Source organism: Xanthobacter lutulentifluminis (genome assembly GCF_043194675.2).
Classification (GTDB): domain Bacteria; phylum Pseudomonadota; class Alphaproteobacteria; order Rhizobiales; family Xanthobacteraceae; genus Xanthobacter.
Genome location: NZ_CM195525.1, coordinates 1,414,688 through 1,440,482 on the forward strand (window position 1 = coordinate 1,414,688; position 25,795 = coordinate 1,440,482).

General features: G+C 71.0%; 20 protein-coding genes. 17 read left to right on the forward strand and 3 right to left on the reverse strand.

The window, feature by feature from the left end:
- Positions 1-23 precede the first annotated feature (23 nt).
- The 4 genes from V5F49_RS06370 to V5F49_RS06385 all read left to right on the forward strand — a co-directional run bounded on the left by V5F49_RS06370 (position 24) and on the right by V5F49_RS06385 (position 4,309).
- A complete protein-coding gene (locus tag V5F49_RS06370) occupies positions 24-1,181 on the forward strand; it encodes an iron-containing alcohol dehydrogenase (RefSeq protein WP_394115931.1) in 1,158 nt (385 codons plus the stop codon).
- Between the two features lie 46 nt (positions 1,182-1,227).
- Positions 1,228-2,694 (forward strand): NAD-dependent succinate-semialdehyde dehydrogenase, encoded by a 1,467-nt coding sequence (locus tag V5F49_RS06375; protein WP_394115930.1) that lies wholly within the window; start codon positions 1,228-1,230, stop codon positions 2,692-2,694.
- A 45-nt stretch (positions 2,695-2,739) separates the two neighbouring features.
- Positions 2,740-3,894, forward strand: coding sequence for an iron-containing alcohol dehydrogenase (locus V5F49_RS06380; RefSeq protein ID WP_394115929.1), 1,155 nt, complete (start codon positions 2,740-2,742; stop codon positions 3,892-3,894).
- A gap of 208 nt (positions 3,895-4,102) precedes the next feature.
- Complete coding sequence (locus tag V5F49_RS06385; protein ID WP_394115928.1) at positions 4,103-4,309, forward strand: hypothetical protein; 207 nt, start codon at positions 4,103-4,105, stop codon at positions 4,307-4,309.
- A gap of 322 nt (positions 4,310-4,631) precedes the next feature.
- On the opposite strand, the gene V5F49_RS06390 is transcribed toward V5F49_RS06385, so the two are convergent.
- The gene (locus V5F49_RS06390) at positions 4,632-6,110 is read right to left on the reverse strand and encodes an ATP-binding protein (RefSeq protein WP_445329376.1); all 1,479 of its coding nucleotides are present in this window, start codon (positions 6,108-6,110) and stop codon (positions 4,632-4,634) included.
- Positions 6,107-6,826, reverse strand: coding sequence for a response regulator (locus tag V5F49_RS06395; RefSeq protein WP_394115927.1), 720 nt, complete (start codon positions 6,824-6,826; stop codon positions 6,107-6,109). Before V5F49_RS06395 ends, V5F49_RS06390 begins: the two co-directional genes overlap by 4 nt.
- Positions 6,827-7,127: 301 nt before the next feature.
- Between V5F49_RS06395 and V5F49_RS06400 the strand changes: the two genes are divergently transcribed.
- The 4 genes from V5F49_RS06400 to V5F49_RS06415 are packed head-to-tail and all read left to right on the forward strand — an operon-like array spanning position 7,128 to position 14,283.
- Entirely contained in the window at positions 7,128-9,371 is a 2,244-nt protein-coding gene (locus tag V5F49_RS06400; protein ID WP_394115926.1) for a PepSY domain-containing protein, read from the forward strand.
- Complete coding sequence (locus tag V5F49_RS06405) at positions 9,371-10,957, forward strand: efflux transporter outer membrane subunit (protein ID WP_509210753.1); 1,587 nt, start codon at positions 9,371-9,373, stop codon at positions 10,955-10,957. The genes V5F49_RS06400 and V5F49_RS06405 overlap by 1 nt, the downstream gene beginning before the upstream one ends.
- A 15-nt stretch (positions 10,958-10,972) precedes the next feature.
- Positions 10,973-12,271 carry an efflux RND transporter periplasmic adaptor subunit gene (locus V5F49_RS06410; RefSeq protein WP_394115924.1) on the forward strand — a complete coding sequence of 433 codons (1,299 nt, stop codon included), beginning with the start codon at positions 10,973-10,975 and terminating at the stop codon, positions 12,269-12,271.
- Between the two features lie 2 nt (positions 12,272-12,273).
- Positions 12,274-14,283: a MacB family efflux pump subunit gene (locus V5F49_RS06415; RefSeq protein WP_394115923.1), complete on the forward strand. Its 2,010-nt coding sequence runs from the start codon at positions 12,274-12,276 to the stop codon at positions 14,281-14,283.
- A 19-nt stretch (positions 14,284-14,302) separates the two neighbouring features.
- On the opposite strand, the gene V5F49_RS06420 is transcribed toward V5F49_RS06415, so the two are convergent.
- Positions 14,303-15,163: a tetratricopeptide repeat protein gene (locus V5F49_RS06420; protein WP_394115922.1), complete on the reverse strand. Its 861-nt coding sequence runs from the start codon at positions 15,161-15,163 to the stop codon at positions 14,303-14,305.
- Between the two features lie 533 nt (positions 15,164-15,696).
- Here V5F49_RS06420 and V5F49_RS06425 point away from each other — a divergent pair.
- The 9 genes from V5F49_RS06425 (at position 15,697) to V5F49_RS06465 (ending at position 25,786) form a co-directional block, all read left to right on the forward strand.
- Positions 15,697-18,027 (forward strand): TonB-dependent receptor, encoded by a 2,331-nt coding sequence (locus V5F49_RS06425; RefSeq protein ID WP_394115921.1) that lies wholly within the window; start codon positions 15,697-15,699, stop codon positions 18,025-18,027.
- Positions 18,028-18,087: 60 nt separating this feature from the next.
- Positions 18,088-18,771, forward strand: a complete 684-nt coding sequence (locus V5F49_RS06430; RefSeq protein ID WP_394115920.1) for a Fe2+-dependent dioxygenase — start codon at positions 18,088-18,090, stop codon at positions 18,769-18,771.
- 129 nt (positions 18,772-18,900) lie between these two features.
- Positions 18,901-19,983: a LacI family DNA-binding transcriptional regulator gene (locus tag V5F49_RS06435; RefSeq protein WP_394115919.1), complete on the forward strand. Its 1,083-nt coding sequence runs from the start codon at positions 18,901-18,903 to the stop codon at positions 19,981-19,983.
- Positions 19,984-20,136: 153 nt separating this feature from the next.
- On the forward strand, positions 20,137-21,075 hold the full coding sequence (locus tag V5F49_RS06440) for a dioxygenase family protein (RefSeq protein ID WP_394115918.1): 939 nt from the start codon (positions 20,137-20,139) through the stop codon (positions 21,073-21,075).
- A gap of 49 nt (positions 21,076-21,124) precedes the next feature.
- Positions 21,125-21,943 (forward strand): SDR family NAD(P)-dependent oxidoreductase, encoded by an 819-nt coding sequence (locus tag V5F49_RS06445; protein ID WP_394115917.1) that lies wholly within the window; start codon positions 21,125-21,127, stop codon positions 21,941-21,943.
- Between the two features lie 11 nt (positions 21,944-21,954).
- Positions 21,955-22,875, forward strand: coding sequence for a beta-keto acid cleavage family enzyme (locus tag V5F49_RS06450; protein ID WP_394115916.1), 921 nt, complete (start codon positions 21,955-21,957; stop codon positions 22,873-22,875).
- An 11-nt stretch (positions 22,876-22,886) separates the two neighbouring features.
- On the forward strand, positions 22,887-23,912 hold the full coding sequence (locus tag V5F49_RS06455; protein ID WP_394115915.1) for a quinone oxidoreductase family protein: 1,026 nt from the start codon (positions 22,887-22,889) through the stop codon (positions 23,910-23,912).
- A 3-nt stretch (positions 23,913-23,915) separates the two neighbouring features.
- Positions 23,916-24,308 (forward strand): cupin domain-containing protein, encoded by a 393-nt coding sequence (locus V5F49_RS06460; RefSeq protein ID WP_394115914.1) that lies wholly within the window; start codon positions 23,916-23,918, stop codon positions 24,306-24,308.
- A 104-nt stretch (positions 24,309-24,412) separates the two neighbouring features.
- Positions 24,413-25,786 (forward strand): dicarboxylate/amino acid:cation symporter, encoded by a 1,374-nt coding sequence (locus V5F49_RS06465; RefSeq protein ID WP_394115913.1) that lies wholly within the window; start codon positions 24,413-24,415, stop codon positions 25,784-25,786.
- Positions 25,787-25,795 lie beyond the last annotated feature (9 nt).

Consider the following 25,795-nt stretch of genomic DNA (forward strand, 5'->3'; position numbering starts at 1 on the left):
CAGTCTGAAGAATGGCCATCGCGATGACCCTGAATTTCACCTTCGAGACCACCCCCCGCGTCATCCAGCAGGTGGGCGGTGCCACCGGCCTGCCCGCCCTCGCCGCCGAGCTGGGCGCGAAGAAGCCCATGATCGTGACCGACGCCGGCCTCGTGAAGTCCGGCGTGCTCGCCCCGGTGCTGGAGGCGTTCGCCGCCGCCGGCCTCGCGGTGGAGCTGTTCACCGACGTGGTGGCCGACCCGCCGGAGGAGGTGGTGCTCGCCACCGCCGAGGCCGCGCGCAAGGCGGGGGCGGACCTCATCATCGGCATCGGCGGCGGCAGCTCCATGGACACCGCCAAGCTGGTCGCCCTGCTGCTGGGCGCGCCGCAGGCCCTGCCGGACATCTACGGCATCGGCCTTGCCCGCGGGCCGCGCCTGCCGCTGATCCAGGTGCCCACCACCGCCGGCACCGGATCGGAGGTGACGCCCATCTCCATCGTCACCACGCCCACCCACGAGAAGAAGGGCGTGGTGAGCCCCCTGCTCTATCCGGACATCGCGGTGCTGGATGCGAGCCTCACCGTCGGCCTGCCGGCTCCGGTCACTGCGGCCACCGGCATCGATGCCATGGTCCATGCCATCGAAGCCTTCACCAGCAAGCACAAGAAGAACGCCGTCTCCGACGCGCTCGCCCTCAAGGCGCTTCAGCTGCTCGCCGCGAACATGGACCGGGTGATCGCCGACGGCCGCGACATCGAGGCCCGCTCCGCCATGCTGCAGGGCTCGCTTCTGGCGGGCATGGCGTTCGCCAACGCGCCGGTGGCGGCGGTGCATGCGCTGGCCTATCCGCTCGGCGGGCACTTCCATGTCCCGCACGGCCTCAGCAACGCGCTGGTGCTGGTGCCGGTGCTGCGCTTCAACAAGCCGGCCGCCGCCGCCCTCTATGCCGAGCTCGCCGGAGCGGTGATGCCCGGCCGCATCTTCGCCGACACCGACGCGGCCGCCGAGGCCTTCATCGACTTCATGGACGAGATGGTCGCGCGCATGCCGTTCGCGCGGCGCATCTCGCAGGTGGGCGTGGTGGAGGCGGACCTGCCCCGCCTCGCCACCGACGCCATGAAGGTGGAGCGGCTGCTCGTGAACAATCCCCGCGCCGTCACCTACGACGACGCCTTCGCCATCTACCGCTCGGTGCTGTGAGGCGCCCGCCACCGCCGGTTTTCCCATTCGAGGAGGCTCTTCAGCCATGCCCGTCCCCCCCCTCTCCGACGCCGCGCTGCTGCGTGACAAGGCCTATATCGACGGCGCCTGGGTCGGCGCCGACAGCGGCCGGACCTTCCCCGTCACCAACCCGGCCGACGGCTCCCATCTCGCCGACGTGCCCGACCTCGGCGCCGATGAGACCCGTCGCGCCATCGAGGCGGCGGAGCGCGCGCTGCCGGCCTGGCGCGCGAAGACCGCCAAGGAGCGCGCCAACATCCTGCGCAAGTGGTTCGAGCTCATCATGGCCGCGCAGGAAGACCTGGCGCAGCTGATGACCGCCGAGCAGGGCAAGCCGCTCGCCGAGGCGCGGGGCGAGGTTTCCTACGGCGCCTCGTTCATCGAGTGGTTCGCCGAGGAGGGCAAGCGCATCTACGGCGATGTCATCCCGAGCCACGGCGCCGACAAGCGCATCGTCGTCATCAAGCAGCCCATCGGCGTGGTGGCGGCCATCACCCCGTGGAACTTCCCCAATGCGATGATCACCCGCAAGGTAGCCCCGGCGCTGGCGGCGGGCTGCACCACGGTGGTGAAGCCGGGCGAGGACACTCCCCTCTCCGCCCTGGCGCTGGCGGAGCTGGCCGAGCGCGCGGGCATCCCGGCCGGCGTGCTCAACATCGTGCCGACCCTTCAGGCCCCGGCGGTGGGCGGCGAGATGACCGCCAACCCCATCGTGCGCAAGCTCTCCTTCACCGGCTCGACCCCGGTGGGCAAGCTGCTGATGGCGCAGTGCGCCGGCACGGTGAAGAAGGTGAGCCTGGAGCTGGGCGGCAACGCCCCCTTCATCGTGTTCGACGACGCCGACCTCGACGCGGCGGTGGCCGGCGCCATGCTCTCCAAGTATCGCAACGCCGGGCAGACCTGCGTCTGCGCCAACCGCCTCCTGGTGCAGGCCGGCGTCTATGACGCCTTCGCCGAGAAGCTCGCCGCGGCCGTGTCCGCGCTCAAGGTCGGCGCGGGCGCCGAGGCCGGCGTCACCACCGGCCCGCTCATCAACGCCAAGGGCTTCACGAAGGTGGAGCGGCTGGTGAAGGATGCCGTGGCGCGCGGCGCCAAGGTGCTGGTGGGCGGCAAGCCCCATGCGCTGGGCGGCAACTTCTACGAGCCCACGGTGCTCACCGGCGTCTCGCCCGACATGGAGCTGTTCTCCGAGGAGATCTTCGGCCCGGTGGCCCCCATCTTCCGGTTCGAGACGGAAGACGAGGCCATCCGCATGGCCAACGCCACCGAATACGGCCTCGCCGGATATTTCTACGCCCGCGACATCGGCCGCATCTTCCGCGTGGCCGAGGCGCTCGAATACGGCATCCTCGGCATCAACGAGGGCATCATCTCCACCGAGGTGGCGCCGTTCGGCGGCGTGAAGGAGTCCGGCATGGGGCGCGAAGGCTCCAAGTACGGCATCGATGACTTCGTGGAGATCAAGTACATGTGCCTCGGCGGCATCCGCTGAAGCCGGCTCCACCCGCCCAACAGCATCCGAAATCTGGATAGACCCATGAACTATACGTTCAGAAGCGTGCGCCGCATCGTCAGCGAGACCGGCGGACTGTCGCGGCTCGGCGGCCTCATGAAGGAGCTGGGCTCCACCCGCGTGCTCATCGTGTGCGATCCCGGCATCGTCACGCTGGGCTTCGCCGACACCGCCCGCGCCGCGCTGGCCGAGGCCGGCATCGCGGTGGACGTGTTCGCGGACGTCGCCGCGGACCCGCCGGTGGCGGTGGTGCTCGCGGCGGTGGAGCAGGCGCGGGCGTTCGCCGCGGACGGCATCATCGGCATCGGCGGCGGCTCCTCGCTGGACACCGCCAAGCTGGTGGCGCTGATGATCAATTCCGACCAGCCCATCGCCGAGATATACGGCACCAACCTCGCCCGCGGCACGCGCGTGCCGCTGATCCAGGTGCCCACCACGGCCGGCACCGGCTCCGAGGTGACCTGGGTGTCCGTCGTCACCGACGCGGAAGGCCGCAAGAAGGCCATCTACGCCCCGCAGCTGCTGCCTGACGTCGCGCTGCTCGACCCGCTGCTGACCCTCGGCCTGCCGCCGCGCATCACCGCCGCGACCGGCCTCGACGCCATGGTCCACGCCATCGAAGCGTTCACCAGCCGCACCGCCAAGAACCTCATCGCCGACGCCCTGGCGGTAAAGGCGCTGCAGCTGCTCTCCGCCAACATCCGCACGGTGGTGGCGGACGGGCGCGACTTGGAGGCCCGCGCCGCCATGCTGCAGGGCTCGCTGCTCGCCGGCATGGCGTTCGTGAACGCCTCCGTGGCGGCGATCCATGCCCTCGCCTACCCGCTCGGCGCGCGCTACCACGTGCCCCACGGCCATTCCAACGCCATCGTGATGGCGCCCATCATGCGCTTCAACCTGCCGGCCGCCGGCCCGCTCTACGCCGACCTCGCCCGGCAGGTGCTGCCCGGCCTCGCCCACGCTGCCGACGCCGAGGCGGCCGAGGCGCTGGTGCGTGAGATCGAGGCGCTGGTGCCGGCCATGGGCCTTGAGATCCGCATGCGCGATCTCGGCGTACCACAGGATGCCATCCCCTCCATGGCGGAGGAGGTGGACACCGGCATCCGCCGGCTCATCGCCTGCAACCCGCGCGACATGACCCGCGCGGACATCGAGGGCATCTACGCCAGCGTCTACTGACGCCGGCACCGGCCGCCGCGTTCCTCCCGGGGCGGCGGCCGGTTTTTCTTCGCGGAGAGCCGCGCCGACCGTGGTCAGGGCCCTTCGGGCGAGCCTGGGCCCGGTACCGCGTCACAGGCCCGCGACAGGCCGGCGGCGGCGGCGTAGGGTGTGTGTCCTGCGGCCGGGCATGACGCATCGGCCCCCGACGACCCGAAGCGAGGCTGCCATGTCCGACGCGCCGAACGATGCGGCCCCCTCGGCGCCCTACCACCCGGAAGAAATGAAGGCCACGTGGGAGTTCAAGCTCGGCCGGAGCGTCACCATCCAGGCGACGGCGCGCTGGACCCCGGCCGGCGTGGTCACGGCCGGCATCGCCGCCTCGGCGGTGCTGTTGTCCCTCGCCGCCCTCGCGCGCGCCAGCCGACGCGGCTGATCCCGGCCGGAGCGCCTTCGGCCGATCGCGGCGGAACGCTTGGCGGCAGGCCATGTCCCGGAGCGGCGGGCTCACGGCGCGGCCGATGAAGATGGTCTCGCGGCGCGACATGGGGGATCCGCTCTGCGGTCGCCGTCGGGCCGGCATCACAGCAAGGCGCCGAACCGGCCAACCGGGAGCCGAAGCCGCCCTCGCGCGGCCAGCCCAGGCATCCCCCGGTCGCGCGGTCCGTCCCCTCACCGCATCGGAAAATCGACGCGCGGCATGGTCCCGCAGCTGCCCTCGCCACCTCGACGAACGCGCCCGCGCCGGAGCTGGACGATCAGGCGGCGGCCATGCGGGGCGCGGTGCCGGCGGTGGGCAGGGTGATCTCGGCGCGCAGGCCGCCACCGGCGCGGTTGGCCAGCGTCAGCTCGCCGCCGTGGGCCTTGACGATGCTGCGGGCGATGGCGAGGCCGAGGCCGATGCCGCCGGTCTCGGCGCTGCGCGACGGCTCCAGCCGCACGAAGGGCTCGAACGCCTCCTCCAGCCGGTCCTCGGGCAGGCCCGGCCCCTCGTCCTCCACGCGAATGACGACGGTGCCCGGCGCGGGCTCCAGCACGCTCACGTCCGCGCGCCGGCCATAGCGCACCGCATTGTCGATCAGGTTGCGCACCGCGCGCCGCATGGCCACCGGGCGGCACGGCAGCTGGACGCGGGCGCTCTCCAGCATGCGCGCGTCGGCGCCCACGCTGGCGAATTCCTCCACCACGTCGGCGCACAGGGTGTCGAGCGCCTCGATGCGCGTGGTCTCGCTGGTCGCCTCGGCACGGGTGAAGGCGAGCGTCGCCTCGCAGATGGCGACCACCTCGTCGATGGTGGCGACGATATCGGCCCGCACCTCCGCATCGTCCACGAACTCGGCCTTGAGCCTGAGCGTGGTGAGCGGCGTGCGCAGATCGTGGCTGATGGCCGCGAGCAGGCGCATGCGGTCGCGCACGAACTGGCTGAGGCGCTGCTGCATGGTGTTGAAGGCGAGCGTCGCCGCCGCCACCTCGGCGGGGCCGCGCACGTCCAGCGGCGGCACGCTTTCGCCGCGCCCGAACCGCTCCGAGGCATCGGCGAGGGAGCGCAGAGAGCGCGTCTGCAGGCGCACGCAGGCGACCGTCACCAGCGACACCGCGAAGGCGGAGATGAGGAAGGAGAGCACCGTCGGCCGGCTCCAGATGCTGGGCAGGCCCACCAGCGCATTCATGTGCAGCCAGCGCTGGTCAGAGAGCGGCACGCTGAGGCCGACCACGCCGAAGCCGCTGCGCACCGGCTGGACGGCAGCCGGCGGCGGGGACGCGGGCGCCGGGCCCGAGGCGGCGTCGCGCCGGCCCCAGGGCTGGTCCTCGGCGGCGCGATCGGCGCAGGCACGATCCCAGCTGCCGCCGGTCTCGATATGCACCAGGGGACGACCGCTGCCGAGGCCGTGCAGGCGCCGCGCCAGCAGGCTTGCCAGCCCCTCCTCGGCCCGGGTCATCGCATGCGGCGGCGGTGGCTCGTCCGACACCCAGGCGCAGGTGCCGCGCGAGACGAAGGCGCTGGCCAGATGGTCGGCGTCGGCCGTGGGCATGGTGGTGATGAGGCGGGCGAGCGTCACCGTCTGGCTGAGCGCCTGCCCGCGGACGATGCCCACCACCACGCTGTCGTGCTCGGTCTGCAGCACCGTCACCAGCAGCACCTGCGCGGCGGCGAGGGTCGCCACCAGCAGCAGCACGAGGCGACCGGCGAGGCTGCGCGGCCACACGAGGCGCGTGAGCCGCGCGAGGCGCCTCACGGCTCCACCTCCACCGGTGCGGCGAAGACGTATCCATCGCCCCACACGGTCTTGATGAGGGCGGGGTTCTGCGGATCGCGCTCGATCCGGCGCCTCAGGCGGCTGACCAGATTGTCGATGCTGCGGTCGAACACCTGCGCCGGCCGCCCGGCGGTGATGTCCAGCAGCTGGTCGCGCGACAGCACGATGGACGGGCGGGTGACGAAGGCGAGCAGCAGTCGGAATTCGGCGCTGCCGAGCCGCACCTCCTCGCCGCTCTCGTCCAGCAGCATGCGCCGGCCGGGGTCCAGCTGCCAGCGGTCGAAGCGGTAGAGCGAGGGCTCGTCCTGCTGGGTGCGCGCCGGCCCCTGCGCCCGGCGCAGGATGGCGCGGATGCGCGCCAGAAGCTCGCGCGGATTGAACGGCTTGGTCACATAGTCGTCGGCGCCGAGCTCGAGCCCGACGATGCGGTCGGTCTCCTCCGCCACGGCGGTCAGCAGCACCACGGGAATGTCGCTGGTCTGGCGCAGCTGGCGGCACAGGGTCAGCCCGTCGTCGCCCGGCATCATGATGTCGAGCACCACGAGGTCGAACGTGCCGGTGCGCATCTGCTGGCGCATGTCCGCGCCGCCGGACGCGACGCTCACGCGGAAGCCGTTGCGCGTCAGGTATTTGGCGAGCAGCTCGCGGATCTCGCGGTGATCGTCGACGACCAGGATGTGCGGGGTGCGTTCCATGGGCTCCCAAGATAGCCGGCGGCGCCGCGTCCGGCTCCGCCCCTGCCGGGGACGCCGCCGCCCGTCGCGTACGGATCATCTCCCCAGCCCGACTTGAACCGACCGGGCCGCCTGCGGCCACCGCGAATTTGTATCTGATTGTATCAATGCCGCCGAGTGGCAAGAACGCTTACGAACGCGCCCGGCAACGACAAATTTTGCCGAAGCGGATGGGGCATGTAGGTTCCCAACGAACCCGTCGCCAGACAGGCCGCGCGCCGTCCAGCCAGCACGAGCGGTTCCTGTCCACACGGAGTTCGCCATGTCGTTCGCCGCCATCCGGCCTGCGCTCATCTTTCTTCACCGCTGGATCGCGCTGATCCTCCTCCCCATCTTCCTCGTCATCATCGTGACCGGCGCGGTGCTGTCGTTCCGGCCCATCGTCAACAGCGCCCAGCAGGGTCCGCGCCCCGGGGGCGGCGTGGACGTGGCCGCCGTCACGGCGCTCCTCGGCAAGCTGGAGGCGGCGGGGCCGTTCGGCGGCGTCAGCCTCGTCGACGGCGGGCGCACGCTCAGCGTCATGTCGCAGGACCCGCAGATCGGTGGCCGGTGGGACCTTGCGAGCGGCGATCACAGCCCCGCCCCGGCCGGAGGCGTCGACATCTTCCGCACGGCCGAGGGGCTGCACAAGTCGCTGCTGCTGAGCCTCAACATCGTGGTGGAAGTGGCGAGCTTCCTCATGCTCGCGATCATGATCGCGGGGCCGTTCCTCACCTGGCTCCGATTCCGCAACTCGCTCATCGGCTGGCACACGGCAATCGGCTGGCTGCTTCTGCCCATCACCCTCACCTCGCCGGTGACGGCAGTGATGCTGACACTGAGCATCGGCACGCCGGCGCGGCCGGAAATGCCGCGGGTCAAGCGCCCGGTGGCTATCACCCAGGCCCTCGCCACGGCCGGACGGGAGCTGGACCTCACGCGCCTTGCCGGCGCCCGCCGCTTCCGGGGCGGCACGGTGATCCTCCAGCTCGCCCCCGACGCCACCGGCAGCAACGGCGGCAACTACGTGGTCACCGACACCGCAGTGACGCCGCTGGTGGGCGGGCCGGGGCTGGTCAAGCAGATCCATGAGGGCACCTGGGGCGGGGTGTGGTCCGGCCTCCTCAATTTCGGCATCTCGCTGGCGCTGCTCGCGCTCACCGTCACCGGCACGGTGTCGTGGGTGCGCCGCTGGCGCCGCAACCGGGCGCGGCCCATGGCGGCGGGCGCGGACATCCTCGTCGCCCACGCCAGCCAGACCGGCACCGCCGCCCGGCTCGCCGCGGTGGCCTGCGAGGGCCTCGTCGCGGGCGGGGAGAAGGCGACCCTCGCCCCCCTCGGCGCGCTGAAGCCCGAGGACATCGCCCGCTTCCGCCTCGTGCTGCTGGTCGCCGCCACCACCGGCGAGGGCGAGATGCCGGACGGCGTGCGCGCTTTTGCCCGGCGGCTGAAGCCGGAGAGCCTCGCCGGCGCGCGCCTCGCCGTGCTGGCGCTGGGGGATCGCAGCTACGCCCATTTCTGCGGCGGCGGCCATCGGCTGCGCGATGCGCTGGTCGCGGCCGGAGCCACCGAGGCCGTGGCGCTGCATGAGGCGGACCGCGACCCGTCCGCCGCCTTTGTCGGCTGGATCGATGCCGTGCGCGCCGAGCTGGGCCTGAAATGCGAGGTGGCCGGCCTCGCCCCGCTCAGCCCGCCCCTGCCCCTGCGCATCGCCGCCCGCGAGCGTCTCGACGGGGCGGCGACGGTCGGCGCGGCGACGGACGACGCGCGTGCGGCCTCTCGTGAAACCTGGCGCATCCTGCTGGAGGGAACGCAGGATCTCTCCTTCCGCCCCGGCGATCTGGTGCGCCTCGCCGCCGGGCCGGACGAGCGCCCGCGCTCCTATTCCGTGGGCAGCTCCAGCGTGGTCGATCCGCGCAGCATCGAGCTCACCGTGCGCCTGCACGAATGGAGTGACGCGGATGGCACCCGCCGGTTCGGCCGCGTCTCCGGCTTCCTGGTGCGCGAGGCGGCGGCGGGCGCGGTGGTGGAGGCGCGGCTCGATCCGCACCCCGGCTTCAACCCCCCGGCCGATGCTGCGCAGCCCATCGTGATGATCGGCGCCGGCTCGGGCATCGCGCCCTTCCCCGGCTTCATCGCCGAGCGGCGGGCCTCCGGGCGGGCGGGGCCGGCGTGGCTGATCTTCGGCAACCGCCATCGCGACACCGACTTCCTGTGGCGCTCCTTCATCGAGGCGGCGCTCGCGGACGGCAGCCTCACCCGCCTCGACACCGCCTTCTCCCGCGATGCCGACGACGGGAGGCGGGTGCAGGACCGGCTGATGGAAAATGCCGCCCTCGCCTTCGAGTGGCTCGTGGAACGCAAGGCCATCGTCTACATTTGCGGCCGCCGCGCCATGGCGGGCGCGGTGCAGGAAGCGATCGCCGCCATCCTCACCCGTGAGGGCGGCCTGAAGGGCGAGGCCGCGCGCGACGAGGTCGCCCGCTGGATCTCGGAAGGCCGCATCCGCGTGGACACGTTCGACTGATGGCACATCGCATCGCGGCGCAGGCCCGGCCCGGCAGCGGGCCGGGAGCACAAAAAGCCATGCGGACCGAGGCGGGTCGGGTACCGCCGCGCCCGCCATGGCGCCCGCCCGGCGCCATGGCGCTCGCCCTCGCGCTCGCCCTCGCCGGCTGCGCGGTGGGGCCGGAATACGAGACGCCGGACATGGCCGTCCCCGGCCATTGGGGCACCGCTGCGCCCAAGCGCGCCGAGGCCACGCCGGATCTCAAGGCGTGGTGGCGGCGCATGGGCGACCCGCTGCTCGATGCGCTGATGGCGGAAGCGGTGGCGGGCAATCTCGATGTGGCCACCGCCAAGGCCAATGTCCGCGCCGCCCGCGCGAGCTATCGCCAGCAGGTGGGCACGCTGTTCCCGCAGGTCACCGGCAACGCCTCCGGCACGCGTGGCGACAATGGCGGGCGGGTCGGCTCCGGGGGCGACGTGACGGTGGATTCGAGCTACGGCCAGTATCAGGCCGGCCTCGACGCCAGCTGGGAGATCGACCTGTTCGGCGCCAACCGGCGCGGGGTGGAAGCCTCCGTCTATGGCGTGGACGCGGCGGTGAACGATCTTGATTCCGTGCTGCTGACGCTGCTGGGCGATGTAGCCTCCAACTATGCGGACGTGCGCGGCTATCAGGCCCAGATCGCGCTTGCCCGCCGCACCGCGGCCTCCCAGCGGGAGACCGAGGCGCTGACCCGCCGCAAGGTGGATGCGGGCGCCGCCTCGGCCGTGGACCTCGCCAACGCTTCCGGACTGGTGGCTTCAACCGAGGCCGGCATCCCCGAGCTGGAGGCCGCGCTGGCGGCGAGCATCCACCGCATCTCGGTGCTCACCGGCCAGCCACCCTCGGCGCTGGCGCCCCGCCTCTCCGTGGCACGGGCGGTGCCGGCGCCGCGGCTGCCGGTGGCGCGCGGCATCCCCGCCGACGTGCTCACCTTGCGCCCCGACGTGCGCGCAGCCGAACGGCGGCTCGGCCAGTCCACCGCGCTCATCGGCCAGGCGGAGGCGAACCGCTATCCCGCCGTCAGCCTCACCGGCAACATCAACGCCACCGGCACCCAGCTCGGCGACCTCGGACGCGCCTCCTCCATCAGCTGGGCGTTCGGGCCGACGCTGACGGTGCCGATCTTCACCGGCGGGCAGCTCAAGGCCCTCGTGGACGGGGCGGAAGCCCAGCGCGACGCCTCATTCCTCGCGTACAGGGCCGCAGTTCTCACCGCGCTGGAGGAGGTGGAGAACGCCTCCGTCTCCCTCACCCAGCAGCGGCGCAAGACGGCGCGCCTCGCGGTGGCCGCCTCTTCCTATGGCGAGGCGGCGCGGCTCTCCCGCACGCTCTACGAGAGCGGCTCCACCAGCTTCCTCGACGTGCTGACGGCGGAGCGCTCGCTCTATTCGGCCGAGACCCAGCTCATCCAGAGCCGGGTGGCGACCGCCCGCTATTACATTGCCCTCAACAAGGCCCTTGGCGGCGGCTGGGACGGCGTGGTGGACACCTCCAGGCCCGAGGTGGCGGACGGCTATACCGGCCCGCATTTCGCCCGCCCCCTGCCCTCCGCGAGCCAGTGACGGGAGCGCCCCGACGTGAACGCCTTGCCGCCCCTCGACGAAACCCGCGCCGCGCCTGCCGACGCCAAGACTGCTGCGGCCAAGCCCCGGCGCAAGCCCCGCCGTCTCTGGCGCTGGGCACTCGGTGCCGTGCTGCTCGCGGCCGCGGCCTACGCGTATGACCGCTACAACACGCCCGCGCCCACCGCCGGGCTCATGACCGCCCCCGTCACCCGCGGCAATGTGGAGGAGACCGTGCTCGCCTCCGGCACGCTGAAGCCCTCGCGCCTCGTGGCGGTGGGCTCGCAGGCCTCCGGACGCATCCTGTCGCTGAAGGCGGTTCTGGGCCAGGTGGTGCGCAAGGGCGACCTGATCGCGCAGATCGATTCCGTCACGCAGGAAAACGCCCTGCGCACCGCCGAGGCCTCCCTCGCCAACATGCGCGCGCAGAAGGCGGAGAAGGAGGCGACGCTCGTCCTCAACGAGCAGACGCTGGCCCGCCAGCGCACCATGGTGGCCCAGCGCGCGGTGTCGCAGGCGGATTTCGAGGCGGCGGAGGCGCAGGTGAAGGTCACCCGCGCCCAGCTCGCGGCGCTGGATGCGCAGATCATCTCGGCGCAGGTGGCCGTCGACACGGCCCGCGCCAACCTCGGCTACACCCGCATCACCGCCCCCACCGATGGCACGGTGCTCGCCATCGTCGCCCAGGAGGGCCAGACGGTGAACGCCACCCAGTCCGCGCCCACCATCGCCATCCTCGGCCAGTTGGACGTGATGACCGTGCGCGCGGAAATCTCCGAGGCCGACATCGTCAAGGTCACGCCGGACATGCCGCTCTGGTTCACCGTGGTGGGCGCGCCGGACGAGCGGCACACCGCCCGCCTCGGCTTCATCGAGCCGGCGCCCGAAAGCATCAAGAGCGACAGCAGCTTCGCCACCTCCACCAGCAGCTCGTCGTCGTCCTCCTCGTCCACCACCTCGTCCGCGATCTACTACATCGGCGTGTTCGACGTGCCGAACCCCAAGGGCCGCCTGCGCACCTACATGACGGCCGAAGTGCACATCGTGCTCGGCCGCGCCGAGGGCGTCCTGACCGTGCCGGCCACGGCGCTGGAGCGCGCCGGCAAGGGCTGGCGGGTGCGGGTGCTGAAGCCCGACGGCACGGTGGAGCGGCGGCGGGTGGAGGTCGGCCTCAACGACAAGGTGACGGCCGAGATCCGCTCCGGCCTCGAGGAGGGCGAGAAGGTCGTGACGGGCGAGGCCATGCCCGGCGCCACCGCTGGCGCGCAGCAGCAGCGCCGGCCGGGTGGCCCGCCGCCCATGGGGGGATTGTGAGCATGGACGCGTCGCTCGTCCGGCCCGCGCCGACCTGCGTCAGCACGCCGTCGGAACCGTTGATCCAGCTGAAGGGCGTGTGGCGCGAATATCCCTCCGGCGAAGGCACCATCGCGGCGCTGAAGGGCATCGACCTGTCCATCGCGCGCGGCGAGATGGTGGCCATCGTCGGCGCGTCCGGCTCCGGCAAGTCGACGCTGATGAACATCCTCGGCTGCCTCGATCGGCCCACCTCGGGCAGCTACCGGGTGAGCGGCAAGGAGACCTCGGCGCTGGAGCCCGACGCCCTCGCCGCCCTGCGGCGCGAGCATTTCGGCTTCATCTTCCAGCGCTATCACCTGCTCGGCGAACTGACCGCCCTCGGCAATGTGGAGATCCCCGCCGTCTATGCCGGCGCCAATGCCGAGACCCGGCGCGAGCGGGCGGAGGCGATCCTCGCCCGGCTCGGCATGGCCGACCGCACCGGCCACCGGCCCGGCCAGCTCTCCGGCGGCCAGCAGCAGCGCGTCTCCATCGCCCGCGCGCTGATGAACAACGCCGACGTCATCCTCGCCGACGAGCCCACCGGCGCGCTCGACACCCGCAGCGGCGCCGAGGTGCTGCGCATCCTCGACGAGCTCAACGCCGAGGGCCGCACCATCATCATCGTCACCCACGACATGAAGGTTGCAGAGCGCGCCCAGCGCATCATCGAGATCCGCGACGGCGAGATCGTCGCCGATCGGCCGGGCGGGGCGTCCCGCGCGCGTGTGCCGGCCGTCGCGGGGGCGGCCGTCCCGCCGCAGGGACGCCTCGCGCGCTGGAGCGCCTTCGCCGACCGGCTGTACGAGGCGTTCGTGATGGCGCTTCTCGCCATGAACGCGCACCGCCTGCGCACCTTCCTCACCATGCTCGGCATCATCATCGGCATCGCCTCGGTGGTGTGCGTGGTGGCGCTGGGCGAAGGCTCGCGCCGGCGGGTGCTGGCGAACATCGCCAATCTGGGCACCAACACGCTGGAGATCTTCGCCGGCCGCAGTTTCGGCGATACCCGCTCCGGCCGCATCACCACGCTGGTGGTGGCGGATGCCGACGCCCTCGCCCGCCAGCATTATGTGGCGGCGGTGACGCCCACCGTCTCGCGCTCCAGCACCGTGCGGTTCGGCGCCACCGAGGCGAGTGCTCTCGTCAACGGCGTGGGCGAAGGCTATTTCGAGGCCAAGGGCGTGCGCCTCACCCAGGGCCGGCTGTTCGACACCGACAGCGTGCACGGCCGGGCGCTGGATGCGGTGATCGACGAGAACACGCGGCGCACCCTGTTCAAGGACACCCCCGGCGGGCCGCTCGGGCAGGTGATCCTGATCGGCGACGTGTTCGCCCGGGTGGTGGGGGTGGTGGCGCCGCAGCAGGGCGGGTTCGGCGGCAGCCAGAACCTGTCCATCTACCTGCCCTACACCACTGTGCAGACACGCTTTCTCGGCAACAGCTCGCTGCGCTCCATCACCGTGAAGGTGGCGGACGATGCCCCCATGGAGGTCGCCGAGCAGCAGGTGACGCGCCTCCTCGTGCAGCGTCACGGCATCAAGGACTTCTTCATCATCAACACCGACGACATCCGGAACACCATCACCTCCACCACCGAGACCATGACCATGCTGATCGCAGCCATTGCAGTGATCTCGCTCATCGTCGGCGGCATCGGCGTCATGAACATCATGCTGGTATCGGTTTCGGAACGGGTGGGGGAGATCGGCGTGCGCATGGCGGTGGGCGCGCGGCGCAGCGACATCCTCAACCAGTTCCTCATCGAGGCCGTTCTGGTGTGCCTGGTGGGCGGGGTGGCGGGCATCGGGCTGGCGCTGGGGTTCGGGGCGCTGTTCGCCTATTCGGGGTCGAACTTCACCCTCGTCTATTCCACCACCTCCATCGTCGCGGCGGTCGCTTGCTCCAGCCTGATCGGGGTCGGCTTCGGCTATCTGCCGGCGCGCAACGCCTCGCGGCTCGATCCGGTGACCGCGCTGATGCGGGACTGAGCCGGGCCGCGCGCGGAGGTCAGGCCAACAGCCGCGGCCAGCGCAGCCGGCGCCGGTGGAGCGGCCTCGGCCGGCGCGCGGCCGCCTCCTTGGCACGGGCCTGCGCCAGCGCCTCTGCGCCCGCCTCCGCCTCGGCCACCCGCTCGAGCGCGCGATCGGCGAGGGCGGCGAGCGCGGGATCGCCGGCGGCGCGCAGGCCCTCGGCGGCGAGCCGGCAGAAGTCCGGGACACCGGCCTCGACGGCGCGGGAAAACCAGCCTGTGGCCTCCTCCCGCCGCCCGTCCTCCCACAGGGTGCGGGCGAGATCGAACTGGCCGCGATAATCCCCGCCCTCGGCCGCGCGCCGGTACCAGCGCCGCGCCGCCACGGGATTGGCCGGCCGGCCCCAGCCGCGCTCCAGGAAGCGGCCCACCATCGCCATCGCCTTGGGATTGCCGCGCCGGGCGGAGCGGACGAACCAGGCCCGCGCCGGGGCGGGATCCTCCGCGAAGCCGGGGCTGTGGAGCAGCAGGCTCGCGAGGTTGAACTGGGCCCAGGCATGGCCCTTGCGGGCGGCGGCGAGATAGTGCCGCGCGGCCTCGGTCGCATCGCGCGGCACGCCCCAGCCAAGCTCGTGGCAGCGCCCCACCATGTTGATCCCGTCGAGGCTGCCGGCTTCGGCGGCGATGCGGAACCAGCGCAGGCCGGCCGCAGGATCGTGCGCCACCCCGTGGCCGTCCACCAGCATCTGGCCGAGCATCACCTGCGCGCTGCGGATGCCGTTCAGCGCGGCGGCGCGGACCAGCGCGGCGGCGCGATGCGGCTCCTCCGCCAGCCGGGCGCGCAGGGCCGCCTCGTCCATGCCCTTCAGGGCCTTGTAGGAAATCACCTCGTCCAGCATCTCGCGACCCGTGGCGCGCGGACGCAAGGCCCTGCGCGCGACGCCGCCGGGCGGGGCCGGGCGGCAAGGAATGTCAGGCCATTCACCCGGGCGCGGAGACAGATTGTCAACCGCGAAAGCGGCTATTCCCTTCGCTTTTGATTAGACAAATTCTTATTTTGAAATGCTCCAGACATCGTATGAAAGTGTAACGAGACGCATCATCGTGTTGCCGAGCGGCTCTTTTGCGACCTGCTTAGAACAAATAAAAAACATAATTGTTGCAGCGCCGCACATCACAGACTTATACCTCCAGATACGTAAGGGGTAATTTTTCCACTGGACCGGTTTGCAGATGCTGCCCATGCCGCCGCCGGCGCAGCCCTGCTCAAGGGCCATTCTTGCGCGGAAGAATTGAATGCCGGGCCCGCCCGCATGACGACTTCCAAGCAACTTGGCGGCCCACGATATTTACCGAGTAAATACTGGAAATACCCTCCCGCGCCCGGCGCCACACTGGTGTCCGGCGTCGTTCCTTCACGGGGGAAGAAGTCATGGCAACCTTGAGGACCCTTCGGCCCACGACCCGCTCCACCTTCAGCGCCGGACTGGCGATGACCCTGTCGGCGGTGCCGTTCGCCGATGCCTTCGCGCAGCAGGCCGGAAACGTGGACACCGGCGCCGACGGCGAGCTGCCCACCATCGTCGTCACCGGCGAGGGCGAGCCGGCCAACTCCCTGGAGGCAGGCACCGGCCTCTCCCGCCTGCCGGGCACGCTGCAGGACACGCCGCAGACGGTCACCGTCATCTCCCAGGAGACCATGCAGCAGCAGGGCGTGACCACGCTCGAGCAGGCGCTGCGCAACGTGCCGGGCGTCACCGTGTCCATCGGCGAGGGCGGCGGCGGCATGAACGGCGACCAGTTCCGCATCCGCGGCTTCCAGGCCAAGGGCGACATCTACGTCAACGGCCTGCGCGATTTCGGCGTCTATGTGCGCGACAGCTTCGCCTATCAGAACGTCGAGGTGTTCAAGGGCCCGAGCTCGGAGAGCTTCGGCTCCGGCACCACCGGCGGCGCCATCAACTCCCAGCTCAAGCAGGCCCACCGCGGCGACCGCTACGACGTGGAAGGCCAGTTCGGCTCCGGCCCGCTCTATCGCGGCGTGTTCGACGTCAACAAGCAGATCGACGAGACCACGGCCGCGCGCATCGTCGGCATGTTCAACGAGCAGAGCATCGTCGATCGCGACCATGTGGAATCGGACCGCTGGGGCATCATGGGCTCGCTGGGCTTCGGCCTCGGCACCAACCAGACCCTCTACCTCAACTACCTCTACCAGCACGGCGACCGCACGCCCGACTACGGCGTGCCGATCGTGACCCCGCTGTACGGCGACGTGGCGAAATTCGGCAGCGTCGGCCAGCCGGTGACCGAGTGGGGCGTGCCGCGCAGCACCTTCTACGGCAAGGTGACCGACCACGACATCACCGACACCAACATGTTCACCGCCAACTACAAGAACGAGGTGAACGACTGGCTGACGGTCAGCAACGACAGCCGGATCGGCATCTACTCCCGCGACTTCGCCGCCACCTCGCCGGGCTGCAGCCAGGGCACGACGCCCATCACCCCCGCCAGCTACGCGGCGAGCTGCACCGGCCAGTTCTTCGCGGGCAACAATCCCGCCATCACCTTCGGCGGCGGCAATCCCGGCTATGACCAGGACAGCTGGGCGGCCCAGAACATCACTACCCTGGTGGCGAAGTTCAACACCGGCTGGCTGCGGCATGAATTCATCGCCGGCGTGGACTATTACGCGGTCCACGACGAGCGCACCGCGCTCTCGGTGGCCGGCACCAAGGGCGTCTCCACCATCTGGCTCCCGATCTACGAGAACACGACCGGATATTTCCTCTACCTCAATCCGCGCGGCAACAACGGCCAGAAGATCAGCGACACCACCGACCTCGGCCTGTTCGCCAGCGACCGCATCTGGTTCACCGACCAGATCTCCGTGCTCGCCGGCACGCGCTGGGACAGCTACTCCACCGACTACGACTACTGGTGCGTGAACACGGCGGTCACCTGTCCGCTGAACCCCGGCACCTGGGTCAACGCCTCGTCCGACACCCAGTTCTGGAGCCCGAAGCTCTCGCTGATCTGGGAGCCCACCAAGACCCAGACCTACTACGTCTCCTACGCCAAGTCCTTCACCCCGCAGGGCGCCTTCCCCACCAACGACGCCACCGTCGTCAACCCGCTCCAGCGCGACCTTGCGCCGGAAGACAACGAGACCTGGGAAGGCGGCGCGAAGATCTCGGTGCTCGACGGCAAGCTCGGCCTGACCGCGGCGATCTTCCGCGTCAACAAGAGCAACGTCTTCTACACCGACCCGGTGACCGGCGACACGCTGGAGACCGGCGAGACCCAGCGCGTGCAGGGCGTGGAGCTGGGCATGACCGGCAACATCACCGACGCATGGAGCATCCAGGCCGGCTACGCCTATTACGCCAGCGATATCCTCACCTCTCCCACGGCCTCCTACGTGGGCAACGAGGTGCCCTTCGTCTCGCCCAACAACTTCACCCTGTGGACCACCTACGACCTGATCAAGGGCGGCCTCGTGAAGAGCCTGCCGGGCCAGCTGCTGGTGGGCGGCGGCATCACCTATGCCGATGCCTATTTCACCAACAGCGCCAACACCTCGATCATTCCCGACACCTTCTCCCTCGACGCGCTCGTCTCCTACCGGCACGACAAGTACCGGGTCGCGCTCAACGGCTACAACCTGACGAACGAGCTCAACTATGCGAGCGGGTTCGGCAATCGCGCCGTGCCGGCCCCCGGCCGCACCTTCACCCTCACCGTGGGCGCGACCTTCTGATGACGCCCCCGATGCGCCGGCGGCCCGCCCGCCGGCGCTTCAGCCGAGAACGGATGCTGCATGCTGGTTGAAATTCCGCACCTGCTGACCGCCGACGAGGTGGCCCACTGCCGCCGCGTGCTCGAGGCGTCCGCCTGGGTGGATGGCCGTGTCACCGCCGGCCAGCAGGCGGCCCGCTCCAAGCTCAACCTGCAGATCCCGCAGGAGGCGCCGGAGGCGCTGGAGCTCGGCGACATCATCCTGCGGGCGCTGGGGCGCAACCCCGTCTTCAACTCCGCAGCCATGCCGCTGCACGTGCTGCCGCCCCTGTTCAACCGCTACGACACGGGCATGAAGTTCGGCGCCCACGTGGACGGGGCGATCCGCGCCATTCCCGGCGCCGGCCGGCGCATGCGCTGCGATGTCTCCACCACCGTCTTCCTCACCGACCCGGCCGAGTATGACGGCGGCGAGCTTTTGATCGAGGACACCTACGGCGTCCAGGAGGTGAAGCTGCCGGCGGGCCATGCGGTGGTCTATCCGTCGAGCAGCCTGCACAGCGTGCGGGAGATCACCCGCGGCAGCCGATGGGGATCGTTCTTCTGGACCCAATCCATGATCCCGGACGACGGCACGCGGGCCCTGCTCTACGACCTCGACCTCGCCATCATGGACCTGCGCGGCCGGCTGCCGGACGACGATCCCGCCGTGCTGTCGCTCACCAGCGTCTATCACAACCTGGTGCGGCGCTGGGCCGAGATGTGAGGCCATGCCCGCCCCGCCGGGCGGGCTGAGGCGGCGGCGGGTGCCGCGCCCATGGCGGGGAGCCTGCGCGTGCGCGGCGCGCGGAAACTTGTATCCTGCGGCGGTCGCCATTTTCGAATCCCTCAGGTCATGCGCGCAAGACACCCGAAGCCGGCCGCCGCCCCCCGCTGCGCGACGCTGCAATCCGTCGCCGATGCGGTGGGCGTGCATCGCTCCACCGTGGCCCGCGCGCTCGATCCCGAGCAGAGCCGGCGCATCTCCACGGACGTGGTGGCCAAGGTGCAGGAGGAGGCCCGGCGGCAGGGCTACCGGCCGGATGCGGTCGCCTCCTCGCTGCGGACCGGCCGGTCCCACCTGATCGGCGTGGTGGTGCCCGACCTCGCCAATCCCGTCTTCGCCCCCATCCTCGGCGGCATCGGCGCGACACTGGCGGCGCGCGGCTATTCCATGATGGTGGCCGACGGCGGAGAGGACGCGGCGGCGCAGGCCGACATGGTGGAAAAGCTCATCGCCCGGCGGGTGGACGGCCTCGTGCTCGCCACCGCCAAGCGCGACGACGCCACCGTCGCCCTGTGCCTGCGGTCGGGCGTGCCGACAGTCCTGGTCAATCGCGGCGAGGACACGTTGCGCGCCCCGACCGTGGTGAGCGACGACGAGGGCGGCATCGGCCTCGCGGTGGAGCACCTCGTGGCGCTCGGCCATCGCCGCATCGGCCACCTCGCCGGGCCGGAGCGGCTCTCCACCGGCGTGCTGCGCCGGCGCGGCTTCGCGCACGCCATGGCGGCGGCCGGCCTCGACGCGACGGCCGTGGCGACCGCCAGCGCCTACAACCGCGAGGCCGGCCGCGCCGCGGCCGCGGACCTGCTGGACCGGTGGCCGGACATCACCGCCATCGCCGCCAGCAACGACCTGCTGGCGCTCGGCGCCTATCAGGAGGCCCAGCAGCGCGGCCTCGCCATCCCGGCGGACATCTCCATCGTCGGTCATAACGACATGCCGCTGGTGGACATGGTGGCCCCGCCGCTCACCACCGTGCGCATCGGGCATGAGGAGATGGGCGCCGCCGCCGCCGGCACCCTGCTGGATCAGATCGCCCGGCCGGACGCCCCGCCGGCGCTCTGTCTGGTGCCGGCGCGCCTGATCCTGCGCGCCTCCACCGCCGCCCCGCGCGACGCGGCACCCGCCAGGGCCCGCCCCGCGCGCCGGCGCTGACTCCGTCCCGCCCACTCGCTTTCTCCGCGCGTGCTCCGGCGCCTGACTCTGGCGCCCGATCCGGGGGGCTTGACTTGTGCAATCGTTCGCGCATGATTGCGCAATCGTTCGCACAAACAACAATCCGCGACGCCCGCACCACGGAGGAACGCCATGACCACCGGACTGGACATGCTGGAGGCGCAACTGAAGCCGCGCTCCCACATCATCGAGGACACCGAGACGCTGACCGACGTGGTCCTCGATGCCATGTCACGGGGCCCGGACCTGCGCCTGAGGCAGGTGATGGCCTCCTTCGTGCGGCACATGCACGATTTCGCCCGGGAGGTGCGCCTGACCGAGGCCGAGTTCGAGCTCGGCCTCGACGTTCTCAACCGCATCGGCAAGGCCACCGACGACTGCCACAACGAGGCGGTGCTGTTCTCTGACGTCATCGGCTTCTCGACGCTGGTGTGCCTGCTGAACAACGGCCGGAACGGCGCCACCGAGACCGCCGCCGCCCTGCTCGGCCCGTTCTGGCGCATGCATTCGCCACAGACGGAGAACGGCGGCTCCATCCTGCGCTCGCCCACTCCCGGCCCGGCCCTGTTCGCCGATTGCCGCGTCACCGACCCGCAGGGCCGCCCGCTGGCCGACGTCGAGGTGGATGTGTGGCAGGCCTCGCCCGTGGGCCTCTACGAGAACCAGGACCCCGGCCAGGCGGACATGAACCTGCGCGGCAAGTTCCGCACCGATGCGGATGGCCGCTTCTCGTTCCGCTCGGTGAAGCCGGCCGGCTATCCGGTGCCCACCGACGGCCCGGCCGGCGACCTGCTCAAGGCCCAGCTGCGCCATCCCTTCCGCCCCGCGCACCTGCATTTCCTCGCCTACCGGCCGGGCTACAAGACGCTCATCACGCAGGTGTTCGTGGATGACGACGGCCATCTCGACAGCGACGTGGTGTTCGGCGTCACCCGTGCCCTCGTGGGCGACTACCGCGAAGGCTCCGGCACGCCCCCGGCCCCCGATGCCGGCGCGCCGTGGTACCGGCTCGACTACGCCTTCGTCATGGAGCCCGGCGAGGCCAAGCTGCCGGTCCCGCCGATCCGCTGAGCGGCGGCGCACGCCTGTTCCGATCTTCCGAACCTTGAAGGAGACGCCGGTGCGAACCGATGCCGTGTCGCCGCGCGACCATGCCCCGACCCCTGCCGCCGGCAGGCGCCTCGCCTATCCCCGCTCGCTGGAGGGCAAGGTGGCCCTCGTCATCGGCGGCGCCGGTGCCATCGGCGCCGCCACCAGCCGCATGCTCGCCGCCGCCGGGGCAAAGGTGGCCATCAGCCATCTCGCCGCCGAGCGCGACACTGCGGCCGCCGCCGCCCTCATCGCCGAGCTGGGCGAGGGCCATGCCGCCTTCGTCGCCGACGTGGTGGACACGCCCTCCCTCCTCGCCCTGCGCGATGCCATCACCGCGCGGTACGGCCGGCTCGACATCCTGGTGAATGCCGCCGGCTTCACCCGGCCGGTGCCCCACGCCGATCTCGACGCCCTCACCGACGAGCTCATCGACCGGATGCTGCAGGTGAACTGGCGCGGCCAGTTCGCCACCATCCGCACCTTCGCGCCGCTGCTGAAGGCCTCCGGCGACGGGCTGGTGGTGAACATCTCCTCCATCGCCGCCTTCACCGGCGTCGGCTCGTCCATCGCCTATTGCGCGGCCAAGGCCGGCATCGATGTGATGACCAAGGCGCTGGGCCGGGCGCTCGCCCCGGAGGTGCGGGTGCTCGCGGTGTCGCCGGGCGTGGTGGACACGGAGTTCGTGCCCGGCCGGGGCGCCGACTTCAACGACAAGGTCAGCGCCTCCACCCCGCTGAAGCGCATCGGCGACGCCGAGGACATCGCCGCCGCCATCACCGCCTGCGCCACCATGCTCGGCTATTCGACCGGACACACCATCCAGGTCGATGGCGGCCGCGCCCTCTGAGGACCCGCACCATGCGCGTGCCCCTGCCCCGGGTGTTCATCACCTGCGCCATCACCGGCAACCTCACGCGGCCGGACCAGACGCCCCACCTGCCGATCACGCCGGGTGAGATCGCCGCCTCAGCCCTCGAGGCCGCCGATGCCGGCGCGGCTGTCGTCCACATCCATGTGCGCGATCCCGCCACCGGCGCGCCCTCCATGGATCTCAGGCTCTATGAGGAGACCATCCGCCTGATCCGCGCCGCGAACCGCGAGGTGATCCTCAACGTCACCACCGGCCCCGGCGGGCGCTTCGTGCCCTCGCCGGACGATCCCAAAGTGGCGGCGCCCGGCACCACGCTCCTGCCGCCGGAAGAACGGGTCGCCCATATCGCGGCGCTGAAGCCGGACATCTGCACCCTCGACCTCAACACCATGTATTCGGGCAGCGCCGTGGTCATCAACACGCCGGCCAACGTGCGGCGCATGGCCAAAGTGATCGCCGACGCCGGGGTGAAGCCGGAGATCGAGCTGTTCGATTCCGGCGACATCGCCCTGCTGCACGATCTCATCGCCGACGGCACGCTTTCCGCCCCCGTGCTCGCCTCCTTCGTGATGGGCGTGCGCTACGGCTTCCAGCCCTCGCCGGAAACCGTGCTCTACGCCCGCAACCTGCTGCCGGCCGGCACCGCCTTCACCGCCATCGGCATCGGCCGCGCGGCCTTTCCCATGGTGGCCATGTCCTATCTCTCCGGCGGCCATGTGCGGGTGGGACTGGAGGACAGCGTCTATCTCGACCGCGGCGTGCTCGCCCCCTCCAACGCGGCGCTGGTGACCAAGGCCCGCGGCATCGTCGAGGCCCTCGGCGGCGCCATCGCCACCCCGTCCGAGGTTCGCGCTTTGCTCGGCCTTGCCGCGCCTCTCACCCATCGCACCCCGGCCGCGGCCGAGTGACCGGAGCCCCCATGACACTTCTTGCCGAACGCCCGCAGATCGCCCCCATCGTCCGCCACGGCCTCAGACTGAACGCGAAGGCCGCGAGCTATGATGCCATCGACCTGGCGCTGGAAGACGCGCCGCTGCGCACCCCCCGCGCCGACGAGGTGGTGGTGAAGATCGCCGCCGCCGCCGTGAACCCCTCCGACGCGAAGGCCGCCACCGGCCTCATGCCCTATGCCGTCTTCCCCCGCACCCCCGGCCGGGATTTCTCCGGCACGGTGGTGGCCGGCCCCGCGGCGCTCTTGGGCCGAACCGTGTTCGGCTCCTCGGGCGATCTCGGCATCCGCCAGGACGGCGCGCAGGCGAGCCACATGATCGTGGAAGCCGACGCCGTGGTGGAGGTGCCGCAGGGCGTCTCCCTTCAGGAGGCTGCGGGCATCGGCGTGCCCTTCGTCACCGCCTGGGAAGGTCTTCGCCGCGCGGGCCTGCCGCAGCCGGGCGAGAGCGTGCTGGTGCTCGGCCTCAACGGCAAGGTCGGGCAGGCGGTGGCGCAGATCGCCGCCTGGCGGGGCGCCCGGGTGATCGGCGTGGTGCGGCGCGCCGAGCCCTTCATCGGCCGTGCGAGCGTTCCGCCCATCGTGCTCAACGCCGCCGCCGATGACGTCCCCGCCCGCGTGCGCGAAATCACCGACGGCAAGGGCGCCGACATCGTGTTCAACACGGTGGGCGATCCCTTCTACGACATCGGCCAGAAAGCGCTGGCGGTGGGCGGGCGGGCGGTGTTCATCGCCGCCATCGAGCGCTTCGTGACGTTCGACATCCTCGCCTTCTACAAGGGCCGCCACACCTATGTGGGCATCGACACCATCGCCCTGAGCTCGGTGGAGACGGGCCGCATCCTCGCGGCGCTGGCGCCGGGCTTCGCGACGGGGGCGCTGAAGCCCTTCCCCATCCACGCGCGAGCCCTCTTTCCCCTCGCCGAGGCCCGCGCCGCCTATGGGTTGGTGATGGGATCGACGCAGGACCGTGTGCTGCTGCTGCCGGAGGCCTGAGCCATGCACGTCGTGCGCATCGATGCCGCGCCCGCCTATGAGGCTCCCGGCCATCATCTGATGGAGATGCGGCGCCTCCAGGGACGGGAAGCCGGGCCGGCGGACACCGTGTGGCTCGGCCTCTCCACCCTCGCGCCCGGCGGCGGCACCACCCTCGACGCCTCCGGCGTCGAGAAGATCTACCTGGTGATCGAGGGCGAGATCGTCCTGTCCAACGGCAGCGAGGAAGTCCGCCTCGCCGCCCGCGATTCCTGCCGCATCGCCCCCGGCGAGGGCCGCCAGCTGCGCAACGACAGCGCGGCCCCGGCCGTCGTTCTGCTGGTGATGCCGCTCCAGCCCGCTGCCGGCACCGCCCCACGCGATCCCACCCCGGCGCGCACCGCCGGGGCCTCCTGAAGCCGCACCCGACCACCCCAGAAGCAACCCCGTCCCGAGAACAACCCACCCAACAACAACATGAGGGCGGCGAAGCCCCGCACGCCCCGACCGGAGGAAATCTGATGGCCCACACAGCGAACGCCAAATGCCCGCGCAAGCCCTGGTATCAGGTGCTGTACATCCAGGTGCTCATCGGCATCGCCCTCGCCATCGTCGTCGGCTATCTGTGGCCGGCGGTGGCGGTGGACATGAAGCCGCTCGGCGACGTCTTCATCAAGCTCATCAAGATGATCGTCGCCCTCGTCATCTTCTGCACCGTGGTCACCGGCATCGCCGGCATGAGCGACCTGAAGAAGGTGGGCCGCGTGGGCGGCAAGGCGCTGCTCTATTTCGAGGTGGTGTCCACCATCGCCCTCGTCATCGGCATCGTCGTCGCCAACGTGGTGCGCCCCGGCGCCGGCTTCAACGCCAACCCCGCCACCCTCGACAGCGCCGCGGTGAAGGCCTACGCCGGCAAGGCGGCGGACCAGTCCATCTCCGACTTCCTCATCAACATCGTGCCCAACACCGTGGTGGATGCCTTCGCCCGCGGCGACATCCTCCCCGTGGTGCTGATCTCGGTGCTGTTCGGCTACGTGCTCTCGCACCTCGGCGACCGCTGCAGGCCGGTGCGCGAGACCATCGAGGCGGGCTCGCATCTCGTCTTCGGCGCGCTCAACGTCATCATGCGCCTCGCCCCCATCGGCGCGTTCGGCGCCATGGCCTTCACCATCGGCAAGTATGGCGTCGCCTCGCTCGGGCCGCTGGTGATGCTGATCGGCACCTTCTACCTCACCGGCGCCATCTTCGTGGTGGGCGTGCTCGGCCTCATCTCCTGGTGGGCGGGCTTCAGCGTTCTGAAGTTCCTCGCCTACATCAAGGAGGAGATCCTGATCGTGCTCGGCACCTCCTCCTCCGACTCGGCCCTGCCGAGCCTGATGGAGAAGCTGGAGCGCGCCGGCGTGCCCAAGCCCGTGGTCGGCCTCGTGGTGCCCACCGGCTACGTGTTCAACACGGATGGCACCTCCATCTACATGACGCTGGCGGCGCTGTTCGTGGCGCAGGCCACCAACACGGATCTCTCCTTCACCCAGCAGATGGCCATCTTCGCGGTGGCGATGCTCACCTCCAAGGGCGCGTCGGGGGTGACGGGCGCCTCCTTCATCGCCCTCGTGGGCACGCTCTCGGTGGTGCCGGCGATCCCGGTGGCCGGCATGGCGCTGATCCTCGGCATCGACCGCTTCATGAGCGAGGCGCGGGCGGTCATCAACATGATCGGCAACGGCGTCGCCGCGGTGGTGGTGGCGCGCTGGGAGGGCGAGCTCGACCACGCCCGCTTCACCGCCGCGCTCGCCGGCGAGACCAGCGCCGCGCCGGTGCTGCCGGAGGCGGGCACGGAGCCGGCGACGCCGGAGGTCTGCCCGATCCCGGTGATGAGCCTGGAACGGCGCGCCTGACCCCAGGGC

Excerpts from the sequence above, each read along its gene's own strand:
- V5F49_RS06370 (WP_394115931.1), top strand. The coding sequence starts at position 24 with ATGACCCTGAATTTCACCTTCGAGACCACCCCCCGCGTCATCCAGCAG.
- V5F49_RS06375 (WP_394115930.1), top strand. The coding sequence starts at position 1,228 with ATGCCCGTCCCCCCCCTCTCCGACGCCGCGCTGCTGCGTGACAAGGCC.
- V5F49_RS06380 (WP_394115929.1), top strand. The coding sequence starts at position 2,740 with ATGAACTATACGTTCAGAAGCGTGCGCCGCATCGTCAGCGAGACCGGC.
- V5F49_RS06385 (WP_394115928.1), top strand. The coding sequence starts at position 4,103 with ATGTCCGACGCGCCGAACGATGCGGCCCCCTCGGCGCCCTACCACCCG.
- V5F49_RS06395 (WP_394115927.1), bottom strand. The coding sequence starts at position 6,826 with ATGGAACGCACCCCGCACATCCTGGTCGTCGACGATCACCGCGAGATC.
- V5F49_RS06400 (WP_394115926.1), top strand. The coding sequence starts at position 7,128 with ATGTCGTTCGCCGCCATCCGGCCTGCGCTCATCTTTCTTCACCGCTGG.
- V5F49_RS06405 (WP_509210753.1), top strand. The coding sequence starts at position 9,371 with ATGGCACATCGCATCGCGGCGCAGGCCCGGCCCGGCAGCGGGCCGGGA.
- V5F49_RS06415 (WP_394115923.1), top strand. The coding sequence starts at position 12,274 with ATGGACGCGTCGCTCGTCCGGCCCGCGCCGACCTGCGTCAGCACGCCG.
- V5F49_RS06420 (WP_394115922.1), bottom strand. The coding sequence starts at position 15,163 with ATGCTGGACGAGGTGATTTCCTACAAGGCCCTGAAGGGCATGGACGAG.
- V5F49_RS06425 (WP_394115921.1), top strand. The coding sequence starts at position 15,697 with ATGGCAACCTTGAGGACCCTTCGGCCCACGACCCGCTCCACCTTCAGC.
- V5F49_RS06430 (WP_394115920.1), top strand. The coding sequence starts at position 18,088 with ATGCTGGTTGAAATTCCGCACCTGCTGACCGCCGACGAGGTGGCCCAC.
- V5F49_RS06435 (WP_394115919.1), top strand. The coding sequence starts at position 18,901 with ATGCGCGCAAGACACCCGAAGCCGGCCGCCGCCCCCCGCTGCGCGACG.
- V5F49_RS06440 (WP_394115918.1), top strand. The coding sequence starts at position 20,137 with ATGACCACCGGACTGGACATGCTGGAGGCGCAACTGAAGCCGCGCTCC.
- V5F49_RS06450 (WP_394115916.1), top strand. The coding sequence starts at position 21,955 with ATGCGCGTGCCCCTGCCCCGGGTGTTCATCACCTGCGCCATCACCGGC.
- V5F49_RS06455 (WP_394115915.1), top strand. The coding sequence starts at position 22,887 with ATGACACTTCTTGCCGAACGCCCGCAGATCGCCCCCATCGTCCGCCAC.
- V5F49_RS06460 (WP_394115914.1), top strand. The coding sequence starts at position 23,916 with ATGCACGTCGTGCGCATCGATGCCGCGCCCGCCTATGAGGCTCCCGGC.
- V5F49_RS06465 (WP_394115913.1), top strand. The coding sequence starts at position 24,413 with ATGGCCCACACAGCGAACGCCAAATGCCCGCGCAAGCCCTGGTATCAG.